The sequence below is a fragment of the Pseudomonas sp. NBRC 111143 genome (genome assembly GCF_001320965.1).
Taxonomy (GTDB): domain Bacteria; phylum Pseudomonadota; class Gammaproteobacteria; order Pseudomonadales; family Pseudomonadaceae; genus Aquipseudomonas; species Aquipseudomonas machongensis.
The window spans coordinates 26,262-51,941 of sequence record NZ_BCBT01000042.1 but is presented as its reverse complement, the minus strand read 5'-3'; the positions used below and the strand labels follow the sequence as shown (position 1 = coordinate 51,941).

Annotated in this window: 16 protein-coding genes; 4 read left to right on the top strand and 12 right to left on the bottom strand. The window is 66.3% G+C overall.

Translation table 11 applies throughout. From position 1 onward, the window contains the following. Window positions 1–334: 334 nt before the first annotated feature. Window positions 335–1,927, bottom strand: coding sequence for an argininosuccinate lyase (locus tag APH44_RS20490; RefSeq protein WP_054894300.1), 1,593 nt, complete (start codon window positions 1,925–1,927; stop codon window positions 335–337). 285 nt (window positions 1,928–2,212) lie between these two features. On the opposite strand from APH44_RS20490, the gene APH44_RS20485 reads away from it, so the two are divergent. From APH44_RS20485 to APH44_RS20470, 4 genes are read left to right on the top strand one after another with little or no spacing between them, the layout of a single operon-like run. After that, complete coding sequence (locus APH44_RS20485; protein WP_054894299.1) at window positions 2,213–3,229, top strand: alpha/beta fold hydrolase; 1,017 nt, start codon at window positions 2,213–2,215, stop codon at window positions 3,227–3,229. Window positions 3,230–3,270: 41 nt separating this feature from the next. Continuing rightward, window positions 3,271–6,303, top strand: coding sequence for a porin (locus APH44_RS20480; protein WP_054894298.1), 3,033 nt, complete (start codon window positions 3,271–3,273; stop codon window positions 6,301–6,303). A gap of 10 nt (window positions 6,304–6,313) precedes the next feature. Continuing rightward, window positions 6,314–10,147 carry a filamentous hemagglutinin N-terminal domain-containing protein gene (locus APH44_RS20475; protein WP_054894297.1) on the top strand — a complete coding sequence of 1,278 codons (3,834 nt, stop codon included), beginning with the start codon at window positions 6,314–6,316 and terminating at the stop codon, window positions 10,145–10,147. Between the two features lie 8 nt (window positions 10,148–10,155). Then, on the top strand, window positions 10,156–11,997 hold the full coding sequence (locus APH44_RS20470) for a peptide transporter (RefSeq protein ID WP_054894296.1): 1,842 nt from the start codon (window positions 10,156–10,158) through the stop codon (window positions 11,995–11,997). A gap of 148 nt (window positions 11,998–12,145) precedes the next feature. On the opposite strand, the gene APH44_RS20465 is transcribed toward APH44_RS20470, so the two are convergent. From APH44_RS20465 to APH44_RS20410, 11 genes are all read right to left on the bottom strand, one after another. Next, entirely contained in the window at window positions 12,146–13,639 is a 1,494-nt protein-coding gene (locus APH44_RS20465; protein ID WP_054894295.1) for a CoA-acylating methylmalonate-semialdehyde dehydrogenase, read from the bottom strand. A 4-nt stretch (window positions 13,640–13,643) separates the two neighbouring features. Beyond that, the gene (locus APH44_RS20460) at window positions 13,644–14,003 is read right to left on the bottom strand and encodes a RidA family protein (protein WP_054894294.1); all 360 of its coding nucleotides are present in this window, start codon (window positions 14,001–14,003) and stop codon (window positions 13,644–13,646) included. 180 nt (window positions 14,004–14,183) lie between these two features. Next, on the bottom strand, window positions 14,184–14,975 hold the full coding sequence (locus tag APH44_RS20455; protein ID WP_054894293.1) for an IclR family transcriptional regulator: 792 nt from the start codon (window positions 14,973–14,975) through the stop codon (window positions 14,184–14,186). A gap of 89 nt (window positions 14,976–15,064) precedes the next feature. After that, on the bottom strand, window positions 15,065–16,234 hold the full coding sequence (locus APH44_RS20450; RefSeq protein WP_054894292.1) for an FAD-binding oxidoreductase: 1,170 nt from the start codon (window positions 16,232–16,234) through the stop codon (window positions 15,065–15,067). Further along, entirely contained in the window at window positions 16,231–17,694 is a 1,464-nt protein-coding gene (locus tag APH44_RS20445; protein WP_054894291.1) for a 2Fe-2S iron-sulfur cluster-binding protein, read from the bottom strand. The genes APH44_RS20450 and APH44_RS20445 overlap by 4 nt, the downstream gene beginning before the upstream one ends. Continuing rightward, window positions 17,691–18,512 carry an ABC transporter permease gene (locus tag APH44_RS20440; RefSeq protein WP_054894290.1) on the bottom strand — a complete coding sequence of 274 codons (822 nt, stop codon included), beginning with the start codon at window positions 18,510–18,512 and terminating at the stop codon, window positions 17,691–17,693. Before APH44_RS20440 ends, APH44_RS20445 begins: the two co-directional genes overlap by 4 nt. A gap of 4 nt (window positions 18,513–18,516) precedes the next feature. After that, on the bottom strand, window positions 18,517–20,481 hold the full coding sequence (potA, locus tag APH44_RS30735; RefSeq protein ID WP_371105633.1) for a polyamine ABC transporter ATP-binding protein: 1,965 nt from the start codon (window positions 20,479–20,481) through the stop codon (window positions 18,517–18,519). Between the two features lie 69 nt (window positions 20,482–20,550). Continuing rightward, window positions 20,551–21,582 (bottom strand): ABC transporter substrate-binding protein, encoded by a 1,032-nt coding sequence (locus APH44_RS20425; RefSeq protein WP_054894289.1) that lies wholly within the window; start codon window positions 21,580–21,582, stop codon window positions 20,551–20,553. Between the two features lie 50 nt (window positions 21,583–21,632). Further along, window positions 21,633–22,661, bottom strand: coding sequence for an ABC transporter substrate-binding protein (locus APH44_RS20420; RefSeq protein WP_054894288.1), 1,029 nt, complete (start codon window positions 22,659–22,661; stop codon window positions 21,633–21,635). 122 nt (window positions 22,662–22,783) lie between these two features. Next, a complete protein-coding gene (locus tag APH44_RS20415; protein ID WP_371105634.1) occupies window positions 22,784–24,214 on the bottom strand; it encodes a gamma-aminobutyraldehyde dehydrogenase in 1,431 nt (476 codons plus the stop codon). 12 nt (window positions 24,215–24,226) lie between these two features. Next, entirely contained in the window at window positions 24,227–25,576 is a 1,350-nt protein-coding gene (locus APH44_RS20410; RefSeq protein ID WP_054894287.1) for an FAD-binding oxidoreductase, read from the bottom strand. Window positions 25,577–25,680 lie beyond the last annotated feature (104 nt).

The window sequence follows — 25,680 nt, the reverse complement described above, 5'->3', positions numbered from 1 at the left end:
CGCGGGCGGCGCTCGATCTCATAGACGCTGAAAAGCTTTCGGCAAGCACCTGCCAGCCTCTACGCAAAAGGCATAGCTCTCACACCCGGTCCCCATATGGGCGCCCCTGGGAAATTAGTCCCGATGCTTATCTTCAACAACAGAGAAACGGCTGCGTGACGCGCAGGATAATTCCCAAGCAACCTTGAACCGCCGGGAACACCGGCACAGCCGGTGCCATGCACCGCGCTGCCTGGCACGGGCTACGCCCGTGTTCGCGGGCAAGCCCGCTCCTACAGGGATTGGGCAGGCCTTAGAGTTTTGAGCAAGCAGTTGCCACACGATTGCGTCGTTGTTATTGCCCGGCGAGCTTGTCGAACGCCTTGTCCAGCGCCGCATCGGCATCCACCAGCTTCTGCCGGTGCAGCTTCATCCAGTCCTGGTCCGCCGCCAGGCGCTTGCCCGCTTCCATCAGCATGCGCCGCACTTCGTTCGGCTGCGGCCCACCAGTGCCCTGGCGACTCTCGACCATCGCCCGTGGCGACAGGCTGGCGCGGAAGGCAGCCTCGCTCAGCGGCAGCTGGTCGTCCTGCCATTTGTACTTCATCGCCGCCTGGGTGTAGAGCGCCTGGGCATCGGCGTAGGCGAAGTCCTTGGGCAGCGTGCCCTCGGCACGGGCCTTCTCGACGATCAGCGAGGCAAAGCTGTGGCCGATGCGGAACGGCACGTGGTGCTGGCGCTCCAGGGTGTCGGCCAGCTCCATCGACGTGGTCCAGTCGGCGTCCAGTTCCTCTTCGGCGCGGGCAGCATTGATCTGCAGGGCATCGAGCACCAGGTCCATGCGCTCGAACATTTCGTTGGCCGACTTGAACAGCCCCAGGTCGTCGAACGCGGCCTTGTAGTCGGTCATACCGGTAGTGACGTTATGCGCTCGCACGGTGGTGGCGTTGGCCAGCCCGACCACATCGGAAGCCGACTCGCGGGTGCGCATCAGCAGGCCTGGATTGCGCTTCTGCGGCATGGCGCTGCTGGTGTAGGTCGAGCCCTCGTCGAGCAGCAGCCACGGGCGGGTCTGGTGGTACTGGGTGTGGATATCGCCCATGATCGCGCCCACGCGAATGGCCGACGACGAGGCAATGCTCGCAGCCTCCAGCGGAATGTCGTAGGTCGACACCTGGCTGGCATCCAGCGAGTTCTCACGCAGGCCATCGAAGCCCAAGAGCGTTGCCAGGCGCTCGCGGTTGAGCGGGTAACCGGAATTGGCCAGCACCGCGGTGCCCATCGGGCTCAGGTTCAGGCGCGCATAGAGGTCATGGATGCGCTGGGCATCGCGTTGGAACGAAGCCTCGTACGCCAGCAGGTAGTGGGCGTAGCTGATCGGCATGGCCTGCACGCCGTTGGTGTAGGCCGGCACCAGGGTGTCGACGTTGACCGAGGCCAGCTTGAGCAGACGCTGGCGGGTGGCGTTCAGGGCGTCGCTGTAGTCCAGCACTTCGGCGCGCAGCGAGGCCAGGCGATAGGTGGCGTACATGTCCTGGCGGCTGCGCCCGGAGTGGATCAGCGAAGCCTGCGGGCCAATCTTGTCGATCATCACCTGCTCGAGCTGCAACACATCGCTGGGGCGCTTGCCGTCGGGCTGCTTGGCCTGGTCGATGGCATAGCGCACGCCGCCGGCAATCACCTTGCCCTGGTCGGCCGGCACGATGCCCTGCTCGGTGAGCATGACGATGGAGGCCTTGTTGATGCGGTTGAGCCAGTCGAACTGGCTTTCCTGCTGGCCCCCCTTGAGCGCGGACTTGTCGACGGTGGCGCCGATCTTGCGCGCCTGCTCGGCGCATTCGGCGGTGGTCTTGCACGGCAGGTCGGCAGTGTTGGCGGCCTGGGCCGTGGCCGCGGCGAACAGGGCGTAGGCGATGGCCAGGTAGAGCGGGGTCTTTCTTGTTGTCATGGTTTCGGTTCCGCGAATGTGTCGCTCAGGAGGGGCGAACATGGCGGGATGCTAGCGGCGGGTTTGGAAGATTAAAAATATATTAAAAATATCCAACCAATATCTCTCTAGTATGGAGAGCGGCAATGGCAACTTGATACTTTCAAGATATCAAGACACTCGATTCAAGATATTTTATCTCGGCAAAAACCGCTGCTAGGATCGGCGCCATAACTCCAATCAAACCGGCCGATCCCCCACACTGCCACGGGATACGACCGGACCGCACGCTTACGAGGTGGTTACATGCCGCATCACGTTCTGCGCATACTCGCCCGCTCCCTGCTGCTCCTGGCCGCCAGCCTGCTGGCCGTCCAGGCCGTCGCCGCCCCCCAGACCCTGCGCCTGGGCGACACTGCCCCCTACAACTTCCTTGCCTTCGCCAATAACGACCTGCAGCGTGCCAGCCTGCCCGTGCAGCGCGCCGTGGTGCTGCTGCATGGGGTACGCCGCAACGCCGACGACTATTACGACAGCGGCGAAAAACTGCTGGAAAACGCGGGTCTCAGCGCCAGCGACACCTTGCTGCTGGCGCCCAACTTCCTCACCCCCAGCGACCGCCGTGCCGGTGACGACATGCCGCTGTGGCCGAAAGACAAGTGGATGCACGGCACCGAGTCGCAGAGCGGGCGCGCCGGTATCGCCGGTTTCACCGTGCTCGACGACCTGCTCGCCTACCTCGGCAACCGCCAGCATTTCCCGGCACTGAAGGAAATCGTGCTCATCGGTCACTCCGCCGGTGGTCAGTTGATGCAGCGCTACACCCTGCTCGGCGACGGCGACCAACGCCTGCGCGCTAGCGGCATCCAGGTGCGCTACGTGGTGTCGAGCCCCTCGTCCTACCTTTACCTGGACGACAACCGCATGCAGGACGGCGCCTTCAAGCCAGTGCTCACGGTCATGTGCCCAAGCTACAACCAATACCGCTATGGCCTGGAGCGGGCACCGGCGTACTTCACCCGCCAGGGCCTGAACGCCACCCAGGTGTTCCAGCGCTATGCCGCACGCAACCTGACCTACATGGTCGGCGAGCTCGACAACAAACCGGACGACCGGGTCATGGACCGCGCCTGTGGCGCTGCCATGCAGGGCGCTACCCGTGTCGAGCGTCAGCTCAACTACCTGCGCTACGAAGCCTTCCTCGCGCAGAAATGGCACATCCCCATCGACCACCTGCAATTCCAGGTCAGCAAGGTCGGCCATAACGCCGCCCGCCTGTTCGCCGCGAAAAGCGTTGCCAGGACCCTGTTCCCGACCCGCTGACGCCGTTCGCACTTCCTACAAAAACAACAAAAGAATCTGCCATGACCCGGACTTATCTCGCCGCCTCCGTGCGCCGGGCGTTGCACCCGCGCGCCCTGACGTTCCTCACCGCCGCTGTGCTCGCCGGCCAGGCCCAGGGTGAAACCCTGCCCAGCGCCGGCTCACTGTTCGACACCAACCGCGACAGCTTGCGCCCGGCGCAGCGCAGCCAGCAGCCCCAAGGCAGCGTGCGCATCGAGGCCGAGGACGACCAGCGCCAGGCCCAAGGCAATCATCCGCCGGGCCCCTCGTTCAGCTTCAAGGTCACGGCCTTCAAGCTCACCGGCAACCGCGAGATCAGCGAATCGCGCCTGCAACAGGAATTGCAGAACGACCTTGGCCGCGAACTCGATCTCACCGGCCTGCGCGCCGCCGCCGACCGCATCACCGCGCTGTACCGCAGCCGTGGTTACCTGGTGGCCCGCGCCTACCTGCCGCCACAGGAAATCGAAGGCGGCGTGGTCACCCTCGAAGTGCGTGAAGGCAAGGTCGGCACGGTGCGCACCGAGCCGGGCCCGGGTGTGCGCCTGAATGCCGGCATGCAACAGCGTTTCGTCGACGCACTGCCCAGCGGCAGCGTGATCCGCGAGCAGGACATGGAGCGCGTGCTGCTGCGCCTCTCCGATATCGCCGGGGTTTCCGTACGCGCGGTTCTGCAACCCTCGCGCCAGCCGGGCGCCGCCGACATCGTGCTGAAGTTGAGCGAGATGACTGCCTGGACCGGCCGGGTCAGTTTCGACAACTACGGCAACTACTACACCGGCAGCAACCGGATGAGCACCAACGTCAGCCTCAACGACGCCTTCGGCTTCGGCGAAAGCCTGTACTTCAACAACCAGGCCAGCTTCGAGGGTCTGGATATCAAGGGCGTGGGCATGCGCCTGCCGCTGGGTGCCAGCGGCATCAGCGTCGGCGCCAGCTACGCCGAGATGGACTACAGCATCGGCAAGGGCCTGAAGACCGCCAACGCCAGCGGCAGCGCCGAGGTTTCGGCACTGTTCGTCGATGCCTCGCTGCTGCGCAGCCGCGACGCCAACATCGGCCTGAACCTGGCCCAGGAACACCGTTACTTCGACGACGCCGCTGGCGCCTTCGAGGTGCGCAAGAGCGCCGTGTTCCGAGGCCTGACCCTGTACGGCGACTGGCGTGACGGCTGGGCCGGCAGCAACCGCTGGAGCCTGGGCTATGGCATCGGCCACCTGGACAAGAACACCCCGCTCGACGCAGCCCTCGACGCGCTGACTGCCGAGGCCGCCGGCACTTACCACAAGGGCACCCTGTCGTTCAGCCGCCTGCAGGCGCTCGGCGGCGGTTACTCGCTGTATGCCGCCATCAGCGGCCAGTGGGCCGACAAGAACCTCGACAGCTCGGAGAAATTCACCCTCGGCGGCCCCAACGGCGTGCGCGCCTATGGGGTCGGCGAAGCGGCCGGTGACGAAGGCCTGCTCGGTCGGGTCGAGCTGCGCAAGTACCTGGGCAACATCCACGGCGCCATCGCCGAAGGCGCGCTGTTCGCCGATGCGGGGCGAGTGAAGGTCAACAAGAAGCCCTGGGACGACAGCGAGAACAGCCTCAGCCGCCACGGCTACGGGGTGGGCCTGAACATCTATCACCGTGACCTGGTGATGAACGCCAGCCTGGCCTTCTCCAACGGCGACGATCCGACCAGCGACGAGCGCGACGCCAAGCGTTTCTGGCTCTCGGTCAGTGGCTCGCCGCAGGCCTTCGCGGGCCTGGCCAAAGACCTCGGCACCCGCGAGGACTTTCGTGACAAGAGCACCGAGCTGACCCTCTACGGCTCGCTGGGCCTGGTGCCCGAGTACGTCGATCGGCGCGACTCGACCCGCGCCGCCCCCGCCGACCAGAGCAAACTGGCCACGCCCAACGGGCGCAACATGAACAGCTACCTGCGTGCCCGAGACAACGTTTCTTATGTCGGTGCCCGTGCCGGTATCCCGATCAACGACACCTCGCGCTTCCTGTGGCAGCTCGAATACGGCATCTCGGTCAACTACACGCTGTCGGGCGACGAAACCGCGCCCAAGTCGATTTCGCCCAACACCCGCCTGCGCAACTCCGCCGTGGCCTTCGACGACGACCGTTACGGCACCCTGCTCTACGGGGTATGGGACATGCCGCTCAAGGAGAGCACCACCAGCCTCGATCCGTTCAACGGCAAGACCGCTGGCGCCTACTACAACATCATCGGCTCGCCGGGCTTCAACGTCAGCATGGCCAGCAACGTCAACGGCCCGGCCAGCAGGGCCGACAGCAGCGAAAGCTCCGATGCCGCGTTCAACCGGCGCCAGTCAGGCATGGTCGCCTGGTGGTCGCCGGAGTGGAACGGCCTGACGCTCAAGCTGGCCTACTCCAACAACGGCACCCGCGCCGCCGAAGACGTCGACAACGGCTACCTCTATGGCGGCAGCCTGACTTACCAGAACGGCGGCTTCACCGCGGTGGCTGCGGCCGAGCGCCATGTCGACTACTTCGGCATCGCCAGCCTTGGCCGCAACTCGCGTGGCGTCGGCAGCAACACCCACGTCACCGACGGCACCTCGTCCAACGACTACAGCTACCGCCTGGGCCTGGGCTACCAGATCGGCAATACCCAGTTGTCGCTGGTGGCCGACGAACTGCACTACGCCGAGGACGGCGTGGTGAACAACAGCCTCAACGTCAGCGATCTATCCGACTACAAGCGCCGCGCCTACATGCTCGGCGTCAGCCACCGCCTCGGCGCCTGGCGCCTGCGTGCCAGCTACGCCCGCGCCCTGGCCGGCGATTGCAAGATGATCTCGGCGGCCGGTTATCAGTGCGACACCAGCGGCATGGGTGCACGCCAGTACGCCCTGGGCGTGGGTTATCGCCTGAGCCGCAACAGCGAGATCTTCGCCCACTACGTGCTGCTGCAGAACGAGTCGCTGGCCAACTACAACTTCGCCGTGGTCGGCGCCTTTGCCGCCAGCGGTTACTCGCCGGGCGTGGGCACCACGATCAACGCCATCGGCACCGGCTTCAACTATTCGTTCTGAGGAGACGACCATGCACGCCACCCTTTCCCGTCGTCGCCAACGACCGACACTCAAACCCCTGGCCCTCGCGGTACTTTGCGCCGTGCACGGCCTGATGCCGCAGCACGCCATGGCGCTGGACGCAGGCGCCCTGCCAACGAACGGCCAGATCACCTCCGGCAGCGGCGGCATCAGCCAGGCCGGCAATGTGCTGGACGTGACCCAGAACAGCCAGCAGTTGATCGCCACCTGGGAGCGCTTCAACATCGGCAAGGACGCCCAGGTCAACTTCCACCAGCCCAACGCCTCGGCGGTGGCGCTGAACCGGGTGACCGCCAGCGACGCCTCGCAGATCCTCGGCCAGCTCAACGCCAACGGCCAGGTGTACCTGATCAACCCCAGCGGCGTGCTGTTCGGCAACGGTGCGTCGGTCAACGTCGGCGGCCTGGTCGCCAGTACCCTGGACATCAACGACGACGACTTCAAGGCCGGTCGCCTGCGCTTCCAGGGTGACGGCCAGCGCGGCGCGGTGATCAATCAGGGCACCCTGCGCGCCGCCGACGGTGGCAGCGTTGCCCTGCTCGGCGGCGAGGTGCGCAACGAAGGCGCGGTGATCGCGCGCATGGGCTCGGTGGTGCTCGGTGGCGGCGAGAAGATTACTCTCGACTACAACGGCGACGGCCTGATCAACCTGCAGGTCGATGAAGCGGCGGTCGGCGCCAGCGTCGCCAACCGCGGTCTGCTGCAAGCCGATGGCGGCACCGTGCTGATGAGCGCACGCACCAGCGATGCGATGGTCGGCAGCGTGGTCAACAACGAAGGCGTGATCGAGGCGCGCAGCCTGCAACAGCGCAACGGCCGGATCGTCCTGGACGGCGGCGACAACGGCGTGGTCGCCAACAGCGGGGTGCTCGACGCCTCCGGCCGTGACGCAGGCGAGCATGGCGGCAACGTGACCCTGACCGGCGAATACGTCGGCCTGTTCGAGCAAGGCCGCATCGATGCCTCCGGCAGCACCGGCGGCGGCACCGTGCTGCTGGGCGGCGACTACCAGGGCAGCGGCCCGCTGCACCAGGCCACGGCGACCTACATGGGTGAGGATGCGCGCATCGAGGCCAACGCACTGGGCGACGGCGACGGTGGCAAGGTCATCCTCTGGTCGCGTGACAGTACGCGCTTCGAAGGGGTGATCAGCGCCACGGGCGCCGGCGCCGGCAAGGGCGGCCTGGTCGAGACCTCCGGCAACGCGCTGGACGTCACCGGCCTGGTCAACCTGGCCGCAGCGTCCGGCCAGGGCGGCACCTGGCTGCTCGATCCGTTCAACATCAACATCACCAGCGGTGCCAGCAATGGCACCTCCAGCAGCAGCCCGTTCACCCCCAACGCCGGGCGCAGCTCCAACCTCAGCTCGGCGACGCTCAACGCGTCGCTCAGCGAAGGCGCCAATATCATCGTGCAGACTTCTTCCGGGGCGGGCACTTCCGGTGACATCAACGTCCTGGACAACGTCAAGGCCCGAGGCAATGCCAGCCTGACACTGATCGCCCACCGCAACGTCAACATGAACGGCACCAGCATCAGCAACGCCGACGGCAAGTCGCTGAACGTCTCGATGCTGTCGAACTTCAACAACAGCGGCAACGGCTCCATCGCCCTGAACAACGCCACCATCAACACCAACGGCGGCAAGCTCACCCTCGGCAGCGCGGCCGACCCGGTCAATGGCTACGCCAGCACCAACCTCAGCAACGGCACGGGCGTGGCCATCAGCAACGGCACGCGGATCACCACCAACGGTGGCGACATCAGCCTCCGTGGCGCGACCTCAAGCACCCTGGCATCAGGCTCCAGCGCCACGGCGGTGAGCATCTCGGGCAGTACCCTGGATGCCGGTGGCGGCAATATCGACATCATTGCCCGCCAGGCCAGCACCAGCGGCACAGGCGATGCCTTCATCCTCACCGGCGGCAGCAACCTGCTCACCGACGGCGCAGGTTCGATCGCCATCAGCGCCGACAACCTCGGCGGCGGCAACGGCGCGCGGGTGTTCAGCACCAGCAACAACATCGCCGCCCGCGGCGCGGGCAATGTCACCCTCAGCGGCAATGCCGTTTCAGGTTTCGGCGTGCTCGTCTGCTCCACCACCGCAGGCTCCACGCAGAATCTTTCGGTGGGCAGCGGTACGCTTACGGTCAAGGGCAGCAGCGCCAGCAACCGCGGCCTGTATGTGGCCGCCTCCGGCACCGGCGCGGTCAACCTGCGCGGCGACAACGGCGGGCGCATCGTGCTCGGTGGCGACAGCGGCGGCAGCTATGGCACCGCGCTCAACGTCACCGGCGCCAGCGCTTCGATCAACCTGACCAGCGCTGGCGACATTACCGTCGAAGGCGACACCACAGGCGGCGGCACCCCGGCCCTGGCACTGATCGCGGCGGGCAACGGCAACGCCAACACACCGGGCTCACGCATCAACATCGCCAGCAGCGCCGGCGACGTGCGGCTCAAGGCCGACAACACAGTGATCAACACCGGCTCCGGCTCGTTCCGCGCACTCTACCTGGACGCCAGCGACGACTACTCGAACATCCGCGTCAACAGCGCCAGCGGCAACCTGGTACTGGAAGGCACCAGCGCCTCGGGGCGCGGCGTCGACATCGCGCCATCCGGCCGTGGCGCCGCCATCGACCTGGGCAGCGACAGCGGCGATGTGCTGATCAGCGGCACCAGCAGCAACAGCTGGGGCGGCTACGGCATCTTCCTCAACTCCACGGGCAGCTCGCGCGGCGTAGCCATCACCACAGGGAGTGGCAACATCACCCTGCGTGGCGACTCGGTCGGCACCTCCGATGCCATCGCCCTGGGCGGCAGCGGCACCGCCTCGACCAACCGCATCAGTTCCAACGGCGGCAACATCCTGCTCGACGGCCACTTCCACTCGCCCAACAACGACGAACTGGACCACGGTATCGCCCTGCTCAGCGTCACCAACATCATCCAGACCACCGGCTCCGGCAGTGTCAGCCTGGTCGGCCGCGCTACCGCCGCAGGTGATGCCATCGACTTCTACAGCAGCGGCATCAACCGCCTGAGCGTCGAGAACGGCACCCTCAGCCTCGACGGTAGCGCGGTCGCTGCCCATGGCATCAGCATGCTCACCGGACAGACCGACCTGCGCGCCACCGGCAGCGGCTCGATAAGCCTCCAGGGCTATTCGCAGCAGGCCAACGGCATCCACTTCTACCCTTCGAGCGCCAGCAGCTCGGTCACCATCGCCACCCAGGATGGCGCCATCAGCCTGAACGGGCGCAGCGACGGCGGCGCCAGCGGCAACGGCGTGTTCCTGCGCACCGGGCCCAATGGCGTGATGATCCAATCGGCAGGTGGCGATATCAGTCTGAGCGGCACCGGCAGCAACGGCGCCACCGGCATCACCTTCAACGGCTCAGGCAGCGGTGCCAACAGCCTGATCGCCGCTGGCCACGGCAACCTGACGCTCACCGCCCGCAGCGACAGTGGCACGGCGCTGAACTTCGCCAGCGGCAGCAACCTGCTGCAGGTCGACGACGGTGTGCTGCTGATCGATGCCGACAGCGACAGCGGCGCCTATATCGTCCACGGCAGCGACAGCACCACCCTCACCGCCAACGGCGGCGCGGTGGTGCAGCGCCTGGGCGGGCTGGTCAACGCCACGCTGCTCGAGCGCAGCAGCGCCGATGTGCGGGGCTACCAGCAAAAACAGATGGCCAACGCCAACTGGAGCCAGGTGCTCTACCCTGACTACCGGCAGACGCCGTTGCAGCCGCAGCTCGACCAGATCCACCTGGACCTGGCCCTGCTCGGCGACGCCACGCTCGCGCAAGACTGAGGCCCGCCATGAACCAGACCCCGTTCGCGCTGGAACACTTCGAACAGCTCTGCTACACGCGCCAGCACGAGGAGGCGGCGCGCGAGCTGGTGCGCCTGCTGCTGATCATCGACCGCCACTACGGCAAGCTGTCCGGGGAGTTCAGGCTGTCGGTGTCGCCGGCAGTGCCCGAGGACGAACTCGAAGCCCACGTGCTGACGCGCCTGACCTGTGCGATCAGCGCGCTGTTCAGCGATCCGCAGTTCCAGATCAGCCCCGGTGGCTTCGGCCAGCTGATCAACTTCCAGCGCTGGCTGTCGGCGCTGTTCGCCGCCAGCGCCTTCATCAACGCCGACCACATCCTGCGCACCCTCAACCTGCACGGCCAGGACAGCCAGCGCTTCGAAGTGGCGCCGGAACAACTGGTGAAGTTCTGCATCCTCTACTCGCCGGAGTCGCAGTTGCCACTGGATGTGGAACTGTTGTGGACGCAGAACCCGCAACTGGCGATGGCGCTGTTCATGGCCCTGCTGTCGCCGCGCTTTCTCGGCACGCCTGCGGCGCACTCCAAGCGCGAGGCGCTGCTGGCCTGGCTGCCCGAACGGCTGGACAGCCTCGACAGCCTCGATCAGTTGCCGCTGGCGATCATCCACGACGTGTACATGCACTGCAGCTACGCCGACCTGCCGCAGCGCCACCGCATCAAACGCTCGATCTGTCGCCTGATCGAGCGCAAGCTGGACGCCGAAGGCATCGCCTCGCTGCCTGCGCCAGCCAGCACGCGCCACGGCAAGCCGCGCATGCTGGTGGTGCTGGAATGGTTCTCCGGTGCTCATTCGATCTACCGCACCCACTCGCGCACCCTGGAAGCGGCCCGCCAGCATTTCGAGCTGTGGGCGGTCGGCTATGCCAGCAATGTCGACGAACTGGGGCGCAAGGTGTTCGACCGCTTCATCGAACTCAAGGCCCCGGACGATCTGCTCGCCTGCGTGCGCCAGGTGCGCAGCCTCGCCGAACAAGCGCGCCCGCAGGTGCTGTACATGCCCAGTGTCGGCATGTTCCCGCTCACCCTGTTCGTCGCCAACCTGCGCCTGGCGCCGTTGCAGGTGGCCGCGCTCGGGCACCCGGCGACCACCGGCTCGCGGCATGTGGACTACATCAGTGTCGAGGAGGACTTCGTCGGCGACCCTGCGTGCTTCAGCGAGCGCCTGCTGCTGTTGCCCAGCGACGGCCAGCCGTACCGCCCCTCGGCGATCGAGGTCAGGCTCGGAGCCCGCGAACGCCTCGACAGCCCCGAGGTGGCCATTGCCGTGGCGGCCACCACCATGAAGCTCAACCCGAAATTTCTCCAGGCCTGCCAGCAGATCGTCGAGCGCAGCCGGGAGCGCCATGGCCGCCGCGTGCGCCTGCACTTTCTCATCGGCCAGGCGCAGGGGTTGCTCTATCCGCAGCTACAGCGCCTGATCCGCCGCTATGTCCCGGATGCCGTAGTGCACCCGCACCAGCCTTATGCGCAGTACCTGGACACCTTCGACCGTTGCGACCTGTTCCTCAGTCCGTTTCCGTTCGGCAACACCAACGGCATCATCGACGCCTTCACCTTGGGGTTGCCGGGGGTGTGCAAGACCGGGCCGGAGGTGTTCGAGCATATCGACGAGGGGTTGTTCAGGCGGGCGGGGTTGCCTGGGTGGACCATTGCCGCGACGGTGGAGCAGTACATCGAGGCGGCAGTGCGCATGGTCAGCGAGCCGACGCAGCGTGGCGCGCTGTATGCGCATCTGGGGAGTGGAAAGCCGTTACAGCGGTTGTTCGAGGGCAGGCCGGAGATTTTTGCCGAGCATTTGCTGGCGTTGCTGGCGTGCCGTAGCTGAGTGTTGTGGTGGCCTGACCGGCGCTTTCGCGGGCAAGCCCGCTCCTACATGAGCTGCCCCCAAAAGTGGACGGGTGTCCAACATTTGAGGGGCTGCTCATAAACCTGTAGGAGCGGGCTTGCCCGCGAAAGCGCCAGTCAGATCATCCTCAAAGGCTAGGGAACGCGAACTGCGACGCCTCGTGGCTCTTGCGCTGCGGCCAGCGCTGGGTAATCGCCTTGCGTCGGGTATAGAAGCGCACGCCATCCGGCCCGTAGGCATGCAGGTCGCCAAACAGCGAGCGCTTCCAGCCACCAAAGCTGTGGTAGCTCACCGGCACCGGCAGCGGCACGTTCACACCCACCATGCCTACCTCGATCTCGTCGCAGAACAGCCGCGCAGCTTCGCCGTCGCGGGTGAAGATGCAGGTGCCATTGCCGTATTCGTGATCGTTGATCAGTTGCATGGCCTGCTCCAGGCTCTGCACGCGCACCACGCACAGCACCGGCCCGAAGATCTCCTCCTGGTAGATGCGCATCTGCGGCGTCACCCGGTCGAACAAGGTACCGCCAACGAAGTAGCCGTTCTCGTTGCCCGCCACCGAGAAACCGCGACCATCGACCACCAGCTCGGCCCCTGCCGCGACACCATCGTCGATATAGCCCAGCACCTTGTCGCGTGCAGCCGCCGTCACCAGAGGGCCCATGTCCAGGCCACACTGGGTGCCGGCACCGATCTTCAGCGCCTTGATCTGCGGCTGCAGCTTGGCGATCAGCGCATCGGCGACCTGGTCGCCCACGCACACCGCCACCGAGATCGCCATGCAGCGCTCGCCGCACGAGCCGTAGGCGGCGCCCATCAACGCGTTGACCGCATTGTCCAGCTCGGCATCGGGCATCAGCACCGCATGGTTCTTCGCGCCACCCAACGCCTGCACGCGTTTGCCGCGCTTGGTGCCTTCGGCATAGATGTATTCGGCGATTGGCGTAGAACCGACGAAGCTCAGGGCCTTGACTTCAGGTGCTTCGATCAGCGCATCCACCGCTTCCTTGTCACCGTGCACCACATTGAGGATGCCCTTGGGCAGGCCGGCCTCCAGCAGCAATTGGGCAATGAACAGGGTCGAGCTCGGGTCACGCTCCGACGGCTTGAGGATGAAGGCATTGCCGCAGACGATGGCCAGCGGATACATCCACAACGGCACCATCGCCGGGAAGTTGAACGGCGTGATACCGGCCACCACGCCCAGGGGCTGGAAGTCGGACCAGGCGTCGATGTTCGGGCCGACGTTGCGGCTGTACTCGCCCTTGAGAATTTCGGGCGCAGCACAGGCGAACTCGACGTTCTCGATACCGCGCTTTAACTCGCCGGCGGCATCCTCGATGGTCTTGCCGTGCTCTTCGCTGATCATCTGCGAAATGCGCGCCTCGTTCTGCTCCAGCAGTTGCTTGAAGCGGAACATCACCTGGGCGCGCTTGGCCGGGGGCGTGTTACGCCAGGCCGGGAACGCGGCCTTGGCCGAATCGATGGCCACCTGCACGGTGGCACGGTTGGCCAGTTCGAGTTGATGGATGACCTGGCCGGTGGCGGGGTTGAACACCTCGGCAGTGCGCCCGCCGCTGGCGACCGATTCGCCGTGGATCAGATGCTTGATCGTCGCCATGACCTTACTCCTTGACTGCGGCCTGAACGGCGATTTCAACGAGGATGTTCTCGGCGGCAAGGTTGGCCTCGACGGTAGCGCGGGCTGGCAGTGCATCCTTCGGTACCCAGGCGTCCCAGGCGGCGTTCATTTCGGCGAAGTCCTGCACCGCATGCTTGAGCCACACCTGGGCGAAGAGGATGTGCGACTTGTCGGAACCGGCCTCGGCCAGCAGCTCGTCGATGCGCGCCAGCACCTGGGCGGTCTGGCCACGTACGTCCTGGGTACGGTCGGCCGGGACTTGGCCGGTGACATAGACGATGCCGTTGTGCACGAGGGCGTGGCTGAGGCGGTTGTTGTTGGGCTGGAAACGTTGGATGGACATGGGGACTCCAGGTTATTTCGGACAAACGGGGGCCGTCACGCACACGGGGGTGCGTTGGCATGGGTGGAGTGGCTGCGAGGCCTATCGCGGGGCCCGCTCCTACCGACAAAAGCTGTTCGTGTGGGAGCGGGCTTGTCCCGCGATTGGGGCGCGCAGCGACCCCGGTTTACGGGGTATCGATCAGGTCAAGGGGCGCAGGCTGCGCACGGCACTGGCAATCGAACGCGCGGTGTTGATCACCTTCGGCGCCAGGTCCTTCCTGGCCTCCTCCAGGCTCCAGCGCCCCAGCGGCACGGCGACGTTGACCGCGCCCAGCGGGTAGCCATCGGCATTGACCACCGCCGCCGCCACGCTGATGTCACCGACGTAGTACTGCTCGCTGGCGAAGGCATGACCGTCCTTGCGCGCATTGGCGATGATCTCGCGCAGGCGCTCGCGGTCGGTCACGGTGCTGGAGGTGTGCGCGATAAGCTGCGAGGCATCGAGGATGGCCTCGCTCTCACGCTCCGGCAGCGCCGCCAGGTAGGCACGGCCGGCTGCGGTGCAGTACATCGGCAGGTGACGGCCCAGTGGCACGTGGATCGGGATCTGCTTGTGGCTGGGGAAGCGCGCCACATAGAGCATGTCCATGCCGCAGGGCTCGAGCAGGTTGCAGCTCTCGCCGGTGTCGCGGTTGAGCTCGTGCAGGTAGGGGTTGGCGCGCTCGACCAGCTCGCTGGTCTGCAGGTAGCCCGAGCCCAGGTCGAGCGAGCGCGGGGTCAGGCGATAGCGCTTGGTCACGGCATCCTTGGCCAGGTAGCCGAGGGTTTCGAGGGTGTACACCGAGCGCTGCACCGTGCTCTTGTTCAGGCCCGTGGCTTCGGCCAGCTCGACCAGGTTCATGCTCGGCCGGCCACTGCGAAACGCAGTGACGACCGCCAGCCCCTTGGACAGGGCGGTGACGAACAGGGGCGATTCTTCAGCGGCGCTCATGGCGTTCGATCCTTTTTTGACAGCTCTGAGGGAGGCAACCCGGACGGCCGGCTCGGCCGCCGCGAAAGGATGCTCCCATTCACGGTTGTTCATTCGAAATGACTCAGCACGATGCCCGGCTCGACCACCGGACGCCCTTGTACGAAGCGCTCGACAGCGAAGGGTTTCATGCGTTCGTCCACCGTCCCTTCGACGATGGCCCTGGCCAGCAGCTCGCCGGCCGCCGGCGCCCCGGCATGGCCGTAGCACCAGCCGGCACTGACGAACAGCCCCGGCAAGGCGGGATGCGCCCCCAGCAATGGCCCGAAATCGGGCGAAATGTGGACCAGCCCGGCCCACTGGCGAAGGATACGCGCCTGGCCCAGTTGCGGGAACATCTCCATGTAGGCCTTGGCGGTCGCGGCCATCACCGGGACGTCGGCATTGAGGGTGTCCTGCGGGCGCTCGGCCACCTCGGCGCCGCCCACCACTTCGCCACGGGCGGTCTGGTGCATGTAGCAGAGCCGGTCGAGCAGGGCCACGGCCGGGCCGATCAGCGGGCGGGTCGGCTCCAGGGCCATGGCTTCGAGGCGCATCGGGTAACCCTCCAGCGGCACGCCGGCCATCTGCGCCAGGGCATTGCTGTTGGCGCCACCGGCCAGCACCACGACGTCGGCATCGATGCGCTGCTCCCCTACCCGCACGCCACTGACGCGGCCAGCGCTGCGGTCGATGGCCGCGACCGGCGTGCGATAGCGCAGGGTCACGCCCAGGCGCTCGCAGGCCTTGTGATAGGCATGCATCGCCGCATGGTGCGGTGCCACGCCACTGCCCGGCAGGTGCAGGGCGGCGCTGACCCGTTCGTGGGCCAGGGCCGGCAGCACCCTGCGCAACTGTGCCGGGTCGAGCAATTGCGAATCGATGCCGCATTCGCGGTGCACTTCGCGGGTACGGTGCAGCAGTTCGGCGGTGGCCGTGCGCTCGCCGATCATGCTGTAGCCGCGCATCGAGTACATGACGTTCTCGCCCAGGCGCCGCGACAGGCCATGCCAGAGCTGGTTGGAGTAGGCAAAGAAGCGCGTCCACTCCACCGAGCTGAAGGCACCGCGGATCAGGGTGCCGTTGCGCCCCGATGCACCGCCCTGCCAGTAGCCGGCATCCAGCACGAGAATGTCGCGCACGCCGCGCTCGGCCAGGTTGAACGCCAGCGACAGGCCTTGGATGCCGGCACCGACGATGAGGATGCTGCAGCGCTTGGGCAGCGGGGCTTTCAGGTTCATTGCAGAGGCTCCACGACGTCGCAAAGACCGGCGGCCTGGGCCACGGTCAGGGCCCGGCGCGGCGGGCGCAGGGTCGGTCGGGCCAGTTGCAGCACGGGCACGCCGAGGCGTCCGGCGACGTAGGCTCGCAGCGAGTCCCAGCACGGTTGGCCCTGGCACGGGCCCATGCCGCAGGAGGTCAGGCGCTTGATCACCTCCAGGTCGTCGATGCCTTGCTCCAGCAATTCATCGACCTCGCGCCCGGATACGTCGAAGCACGGACACAGCAACACGGCAGCATCCTGCGCGGGGGCCAGCGCCGGGTCCGGTTCGGCGGCGCTGCCTGCGCGGCGTAGCGAAGAACGCGCACCGACCAGTTGCAGACGCCCACTGGCCGAGGCCTGGAAGCTCAGGCTGTCGTCGAACAGCCCGGGGCCGGCCAGCACCAGCGCATCGCAGGGCTGCAGGCGCTCGAGTTGTACAGCCCTGACCCGGTTGTGCCCAATGATCCGTTGCAGCTCACTGACCTCGGCCACGGCCACCACCTGCACCCCCAACTGGCGCAGGCGGTTGGCCAAGGCCTGCTGTTGCCCGTCGCCAAGCACGACCACCGATTTGCCCGGCGCAATGCGGCGGTCGCTGGCCAGTGCCAGGGCCGTGCGCGCATCCATCACCCCGGGCAGCCAGGCACCGGCGACCAAGGTCGGCACCACCCTGCGCCCGGTGGCCAGGATCACCTCGCCGGCCTCAAGCGCCACGGCGCCGCGTGCAGAATCGATCGGTGCGCCGAGCAGCAGGCGACCTTCACGATAGGCACCGAACACCTCCACCCCGAACAGGCAGCGCACCCGCGGATCGAGCGTCGGCAGCGCAGCACCGGCTTGCCGGGCATAGCGCGCGGGCGACTCGCCCCGGGACACCAGCAGCACCTCGCGCCCCTCCTGCACAGCCCGGTTGGCCGCTGCGCAGCCAGCAGGCCCGGCACCGATCACCAACACCTCGGCTTGCAGCCGCTGGCCTGACGGAGGTGGGCCGACGAAGCCCTGGTCGGCGGGCTCGGCCACCCCGGCCAGGAACGCCAGCAACGCCTCCCAGTGCTGGAACAGTCGGCCACCGCTGGGCACCAGGTTGCTCTGTTCGAAACCGCACTTGATCCAGCCGGACGGCACCAGCCGCGCCAGGCGCAGCAGGTCGAAGCGTGGGCTCGGCCAGCTGTTCTGCCGACTGACCCGCATGCCTTCGCGCACCAGGCACTGGTCCAGGCGCACGTTGGGTACGCTATCGACACGCGCCAGCACGCCCGTGGTGTAGAGCCCCGACAGGCCCATGGGCCGGTGCGCCTTGCGCGTCCAGGCCAGGCCGCGAATGCCGTTGGCCAGCAGTGCCTGGGCGACGCTGTCGCCAGCCAGGGCCTGCAGGCGGCGGCCGTTCCAGCTGAAGCTCAGCGGCGCGCCACTGGCTCCCGGCAGGCGCAGGCTCATGACTCGCTCCGGCGCTGGGCGCGACGCTGCGCAGTGAGGCTGACCGCCAGCATGATGATCGACAACAGGGTCATCAAGGTGGCGACCACGGCGATCAGCGGATCGATCTCCGAACGCAGCGAGCTGAACATGCGTTTGGTCAGGGTGGCGCTGTCGCCGCCGCTGATGAACAGCGAGATCACTGCCTCATCCAGCGACACGGCGAACGCCAGCATGGCCGCAGACACCACCGAGAAGCGGATCTGCGGCAGGGTCACGTCGAAGAATGCACGCAGGCGGCTGGCGCCAAGAATGCAGGCGGCGTGTTCCTGGGTCATGTCGTAGCTCTTGAGCCCGGCGCCGACGTTGATGATCACGTAGGGCAGCGCCAACAACGTGTGCGCCAGCACCAGCCCCGGAATGCTGTTGTTCAGGTCCAGCCGCGCATAGACGAAGAACAGGCCGATGGCGATGAAGATCGACGGTACGATCATCGGCGCCATCATCAACCCGCGCAGCACACCCAGGTAGCGTTGCTGGCTGTTGTGCAGGGCGTAGGCCGCCGCGGTGCCCAGGGTGGTGGCCAGGATCATGGTCAGTGTCGCGGTGATCAGCGAGATGCGCGTTGCGCTCTGCCACTCGATCGAGGCGAAATAGCTGAAGAACGGCTGCAGGCTCAGCGACTTGGGCGGAAAGCTCAGGTAGCGCGCATCCGACAGCGACATCGGCAGCACGATCAGGGTTGGCGTCAGCAGGAACACCATGATCGCCAGCACCAGCAAGTACAGCCAGGCGCGGCGGGCGGCCAGGCCCAGCCAGTGGTTCAGGGGTCGGTTCATGGCTTCACTCGCTGCGCCGGCCCAGGCCGGCGATCTTCTTGACGATGAACAGGATCAGCAGGGTGGCCACCAGCAGCACCACACCCAACGACGAGGCAGCGCCCCAGTTGGCGTACATCGACACATCGCTCTCGATGCGCATCGACAGCATCTGCACCTTGCCGCCACCGAGCAGCGCCGGGGTCACGTAGAAGCCCAGGCTGAGCACGAACACCAAGGTAGCGCCCGCAGCCAGCCCCGGCAGCGACAGCGGCAGGAACACATCGCGAAACGCTCGCACCGGCGATGCGCCGAAGGTCGAGGCGGCCTGCAGGTACAGCGGGTTGATGCTCTTCATCGCCGCATACAACGGCAGCACCATGTACGGCAGCATGATGTGGGTCATGCCGATCACCGTGCCGGTGAGGTTGTGCACCAGCGCCAGCGGCGCGTCGACGATGCCCAGCGAGGTCAGCACGTCGTTGACCAGGCCGCGCCGCTGCAGCAGCACCAGCCAGGCGTAGGTGCGCACCAGCAGCGAGGTCCACAGCGAGATCAGCAGCAGCGCCATCGCCAGGCCCGCCAGGCGGCGCGGTGCGTGGACCATGAAGTAGGCGTAGGGATAGCCGAGCAACACGCAGACCACGGTGACGATCAGGGCGATCTTGAAGGTCTGGGTGAACGCCAGCACGTAGATCGGTTGCAGCAGGCGCGTGTAGTTCTCGGCGCTGAGGTTGCCATCGGCATCGAACAGCGACAGGCCGAACAGCCAGCCGATCGGCAGCACGAAGGTCACCAGCACCAGCAGCAGCGCCGGCAGCATCGGCGAGAGCAGGAACCAGCCGTGGCGCTTGCCCGCGCGTTGCAGGGCCTGGCCATGCAGCGCGCCTTGCAGGTTGAGCGCAGTCATGCCGAGTCCCCCTACGATCAGGCTGTCCTGTGGATGCAGGCCGAGCACCACGCGATCGCCACGCGTTGGCAGGCGGTCACCGGAGGAGCTGCGCGAGGGGCGGCGGATCGACACTTGCGTGCCTTCGCCCAGGTCCACTTGCAGCAACTGGCTTTCGCCCTGGTAGATGACGTCGTGGACCTGCCCACGGAACAGGTTCAGGCCCTGCTGGCCGTCATCGACGAAGCGCAGTTTCTCGGGGCGCAGGAGGATGCTCGGGTTGTTCAGGCAGCCTTCGCTGAACACCGCCTGCAACGGCTGGTCGCGGAACCACGCCCTGCCCTCGCGCATGGCAACCGGCAGGAACGACGACTCGCCGACGAACTCGGCGATGAAGCGGTTGGCCGGGCGTTCATAGAGGCTCTCGGGGGTGTCGATCTGCTGGATCCGGCCTTGGCTCATCACCGCGATGCGGTCGGACATGGTCAGTGCCTCGCGCTGGTCATGGGTGACATAGACCACGGTCATGCCCAGGCGCTCGTGCAGGCGGCGGATCTCCAGCTGCATGGTTTCGCGCAGGCGTTTGTCCAGCGCCGACAGCGGCTCGTCCATCAGCAGGATCTTCGGCTCGAAGACGATCGCCCGGGCCAGGGCGATACGCTGGCGCTGGCCACCGGACATCTCGTCGATGCGCCGCCCGACCAGCTTGTCCAGCTCGACCATCTCCAGCGCCTCGCCAACCCGCTTGCGGATCTCGTCACGGCTGTAGCCGCGCAACTTCAGCGGGTAGGCGACGTTCTGGAACACGTTCATGTGCGGGAACAGTGCGTAGTTCTGGAACATCATGCCCAGGTCGCGCTTGTGCGGCGGCTCGAACACCATTTCCCGCCCGCCGAAGCGGATGCTGCCGGCGTCCGGGCGCACGAAGCCGGCCAGGGCCATCAGCAAGGTGGTCTTGCCCGAACCGGACGAGCCCAGCAGCGACAGGAACTCGCCACTGCGGATGTTCAGGGAGACGTCATCGAGCGCGGCAAAACTGCCGTAGGTCTTGGTGACATGCTCGATGTCGATGGAGGTCGAGAGCTTCGTATCTTCAGACATGGTCAGACTCGGGGCCGCAAGCGGCACGGAACACGGGTTATGACGCGGGCCAGCACGGCCCGCCTCGTCCTAGTGGGCGATGAACAACTCGAAACGCTGCTGCACCGCCTGCTGGTTCTGCACCCACCAATGCGGGTCGATCTTCGCCACCTTGGCAATGTTCTGCGGCGAGGTCGGCAGACGACTGGCCTGCTCGGCGCTGATCAGGCCGATCTCGTAGGCGCGGCTGTTGACCGGCGCGTAGGGGATCAAGGTCGCCAGCGTCGCCTGGCTGGTCGGCTGCATGATCTGGTTGATCACACGCATGGCCAGGTCCTTGTTCTGCGCACCGCGCGGCACGATCAGGCAGTCGTAGCTGAGGATGGCGCCATCGAAACTGTAGTCGACCGCATCGTCGGACTTGGCCACCTCGGCCACGCGCCCGTTCCAGATCGCCAGGAAGTCCACCTCGCGGCTGCGCAGCAATTGCGCCGAATCGGCACCGGCGCTCCACCAGTTGACGACCTGCGGCTTGATCCGCTCCAGGGCCTTGAACGCGCGGTCGATGTCCAGGGGATACAGCTGCGCCGGGGCCACGCCATCGCCGATCAGCGCGGCCTCCAACGTTTGCCAGGGCTTGGTGTACATGGCCCGTGCGCCTTTGACGTTGGGGTCGAAGAACGCCTGCCAGGTCTGGGCCACCGGCTTGCCGGTGTCTTTGGCCCAGGCCACCACCGAGGCGTAGGCATGGCTGGCGATCCAGTTGTTGCCGACCACGGCCGGGTCGATGTCACGGGTGTCGATCACGCTTTTGTCCAGCGGCTCGGACAGCCCTTCTTTCTCGGCCTGCACGCAGTCGGTGATGCCCAGCTCGACCAGGTCCCACTTCGGCTTGCCCGACATCACCTGGGCGCGCACGGCGGCCAGGCCGTTCATGTTGTCTTCGCGGATGGCAATGTTCAGCGCCTTGGCGGCAGGTTCCAGGTACGCCTTGCGCTCGGCGTCCTGCAGGGCGCCACCCCAGCCGGCGAAGGTGATACCGCCGTCGGCATGTGCCGTGGCAGCGAACAGCGCGCTGGACAGCAGGCTGAACGCAGCGCCTTTGATCATGTGTTTGTGCATGTGCTTTTCTCCAGATGCGCGCCCGTTTGCAGCGGGCGCGGAAAGGTCGATCAGTTCTGGATGAACAGGTCGAAACGTTGCTGGAGTTCGGCCTGGCGACCTTGCCACCAGGCCGGGTCGAAGAAGGCCACCTTGTCGACGTTGGCAGGTGCCGTGGGCAGCTTGCTGGCCAGCTCCGCCGGGATGATGCCCGTGTCGAAAGCCTTGCTGTTGACCGGTGGATTGGGGATCAGCGTGGCAAGCATGGCCTGGCTTTGCGGCGACATGATCTGCGCGATCAGCTTCATGGCCTGGGGCTTGTTCGGCGCACCCTTGGGCACTACTACGCAGTCATAGTCGAGCAGCGCCTTGTCGTAGGTGTAGTCCACCGGCTGGCCGGCCTTCTTCAGGTCTTCGACACGCGAGGCCCAGATGGCCAGGAAATCCACCTCATGGCTGCGCAGCAGCTGCGCAGAGTCGGTGCCGCTGCTCCACCAGTTGACCACCTGCGGCTTGATCCGCTCGAGCACCTTGAAGGCGCGCTCGACGTCCAGCGGGTAAAGATCCTTGGGCGCCACGCCGTCGGCCAGCAGCGCCACTTCGAGCGTGGTGAACGGGTTGCGGTACAGGGCGCGCGGCCCCTTCACGGACGGATCGAAGAAGTCTTTCCAGGTCTGGGCTTTGGCGGCACCGCCTTCGGTGCTCCAGGCCAGGACCGTCGAATAGGCGTGGCTGGCGATCCAGTTCTTGCCGTAGAACCTGGGATCGACGCCCTCGGTCTTGATGACCGAGAAGTCCAGCGGCTCGGTCAGGCCTTCCTTCTCGGCCACCATGCAGTCGTTGGAGGCCAGCTCAACCACATCCCACTTGGGCTTGCCGGACATCACCTGGGCGCGTACCGCCGCCAGGCCGTCCATGTTGTCTTCCTTGACGGCGATGCCCAGGTTCTTCGCCGCGGGCTCCAGGTAGGCCTTGCGTTCGGCGTCCTGCAAGGCGCCACCCCAGCCGGCGAAGGTCACGCTTTCGGCCGCGTGGGCCTGCCAGGTGCACAGCCCCAGCAATACCGCCACGGTGCCTGCACGCCATTCGAATCGTTTCATGTTCAACCCCTGCATTTGTTGTAGTTAGACAGTTGGCGAAACGTCTGGACATCCAGTCCTGCAGTCATCCCTGCTTGTTGTTGTGTTCTTGTGTTGTTGTGTTCTTGTGTAGTTGCACGGCCTCAGCCGATGTCGATCATGATGTGCCGCACGCTGGTGTAATCCTCCAGACCGTACAGGCTCAGGTCCTTGCCGTAGCCCGACTGGCGCAGCCCGCCATGGGGCATCTCGGTGGCCAGGGTCATGTGCTGGTTGACCCAGACACAACCGTACTGCAGTTGGCTGGCGGTGCGCATGGCCTTCTTCACATCGCGCGTCCATACCGAGGCCGACAGGCCGTATTCGCTTTCGTTGGCCCAGGTGAGCACCTGCTCTTCATCGTCGAACGCCGTGACCGACACCACCGGCCCGAACACTTCCTTCTGCACGATCTCGTCGTCCTGGCGCACACCGGCGATGACGGTCGGCTGGAAGAAGAAACCCGGGCCATCGACAACCTTGCCGCCGACCAGCACTTCGCTGTGCGCCAGCGCCGCAGCACGCTCGACGAAGCCCTGCACGCGCTCTTGCTGGCGACGGCTGATCAGCGGGCCGAAGTCGCTGGCCGGATCTTCCGGGTGCCCGGTGTGCAGGGTCGAGACCTCGGCAGCCAGTTGTTCGAGGAATTGCTCGCGCACCGACTCGGCGACATACACGCGGCAGGCTGCGGTGCAGTCCTGCCCGGCGTTGTAGTAACCCCCGGTACGCATCATGCGCACTGCAGCCGGGATGTCGGCATCGGCGAACACCAGCACCGGTGCCTTGCCGCCCAGCTCCAGGTGGGTGCGCTTGAGGTTGCCTGCAGCGGCGCGGACCACGGCCTGCCCGGTGGCGATGTCACCGGTGACCGAGACCATGCGCACCTTGGGATGGGCGCTGAGCTGCGCGCCGAGGGTGGCACCGCGCCCGGAGAGAATGTTGACCACCCCGCGCGGGAAGATCTCGGCACACAGCCGCGCCAGGTACAGGGCGCTCAGTGGCGTCAGCTCGGACGGTTTGAAAACCACGGTGTTGCCAGCGGCCAGGGCCGGGGCCAGCTTCCAGGCGGCCATCAGCAGCGGGTAGTTCCACGGCGCGATCAGCCCGACCACACCGAGCGGGTCGCGACGGATCATGCTGGTGCTGCCGGCGACGTATTCACCGGCGGCGCTGCCCGGCAGGCAACGCGCAGCCCCGGCGAAGAAGCGGAACACATCGGCGACCGCCGGCACTTCGTGGCCAATCGCCTTTTGCAGCGGCTTGCCGCAGTTCTGGCTTTCCAGGGTGCCGAGCGCCTGGGCGTCGGCCTCGATGCGCTCGGCCAGCTTGAGCAGCAGGTAGCCGCGCTGGCGCGGTGGCGTGCGCGCCCAACCGGTGAAGGCACGCTCGGCGGCATCGACGGCAGCATCCAGCTGGGCCGGCGAGGCATCGGCCAGCACATGCAGCACACGCTCGTCGGCTGGGGCCAGGATCGGCGACTCGTCGCCCTGCCCGCGCACCAGCTCACCGTCGATAAGGTACTCGCTATAGATCATGACGCTCTCCAGTTAGATGGACGCGCGCTCGGCGTCCTTGAAGCGATACCAGGCGTAGGCCATGCGCTGGCCGACACGCAGGAAGGATTGGAACGGGAACGGCTTGGGCGCCTGGTGCAGGAACGGCACCGGTGTGGGCCGGGCTTCACCGCAGGCCATCTGCGCCAGGCGTTTGCCGGTCTGCAGCGAGAACGACACGCCACTGCCGGCATAACCGCCGCCGGTGTAGGCATTGGCCACGCCCTGGATCGGGTAGCAGTGCGGTAGCGAGTTGTTGGTCACCGCGACCCAGCCGCCCCAGTTGTAATCCACGTCGATGCCCTGCAACGCGGGGAACTTGCGACACAGCGCCGCCAGCAGGCGTTCGCGGTGCAGTGGGTTTTCCGCGTCGCGGCCGTTCACCGCGCTGCGACCGCCGAAGAGAATGCGATCGTCCGGCAGGCGGCGGTAATAGAACAGCAGGTTGCGGGTGTCGAACATGCAGTCGGCACCCGGCAGGCTGGCCTGCTTTTCGGCGGCGCTCATCGGCCGGGTGACGATGATCTGCGAATGCACCGGCAGAATCCGCCCGGTCAGTGCCGGGTGCAGTTGGCGCGAGGTGTAGCCGTTAGTGGCGACCACCACCTTGCGCGCGGTGATCACCCCACCTGGCGTGACCAGGCGATGGCCCTGCGCGCTGCTGGTCCAGGCGGTCACCGGCGAGCCGGTGTGCACCCGCGCGCCAGCCTCGCGGGCCATGCGCTGTACGCCCCAGGCCAGTTTCAGCGGATGCATGCTGAAACCGTCGGGCATGTGCAGTGCACCGAACGACTCGGCACCCGCGTGTACCGCCTGCAGGTCGGCGGCTTCGACGAAGCGGGCCGGGTAGTCGAGCAGGTCGTTGTACAGGCCCATTTCGCGCTTGAGCGACTCGACGTGAATGGCCTTGCTGGCGACCTTGTACACGCCATCCGGCTGCGCGTCGCAGTCGATGTTGCCGTCGCGGATCAGGCCGCGGGTGGTGTCCAGCGCCTGGCGCATCTCGTTGAAGTACTGGCGCGCGGTGTCGGCGCCGTAGCGCTCGATCAGTGCAACCAGCGGTACGCGGCCACCGGAAATACGCGCGAAGCTGCCATTGCGTCCGCTGCAACCCCAGGCAGTCTGATTCGCCTCCAGCACCACCGCCCGCACCCCGTGCTCGCGGGCCAGGTGCAGCGCGCAGCTGAGGCCGGTGTAACCGGCACCGATGATCGCCACTTCGACGTCTTCGTTGCCGCGCACCGGGCCATCGTCGGCGACCGGCGAACCTGCGGTATCGGCCCAGTAGGACGGCGCATGGGGCTGGGCCCGGCCTGGGTTCGCATCAACCAATGGATCGTACAATTCAAGCCTCACGTATCGCTGTGCGATATTTATTGTTCGATTTAATGGTTAAGCTAATAGTGATTTTGATATTCGTCAATTGATTATTTGACGAGTGGTGATAG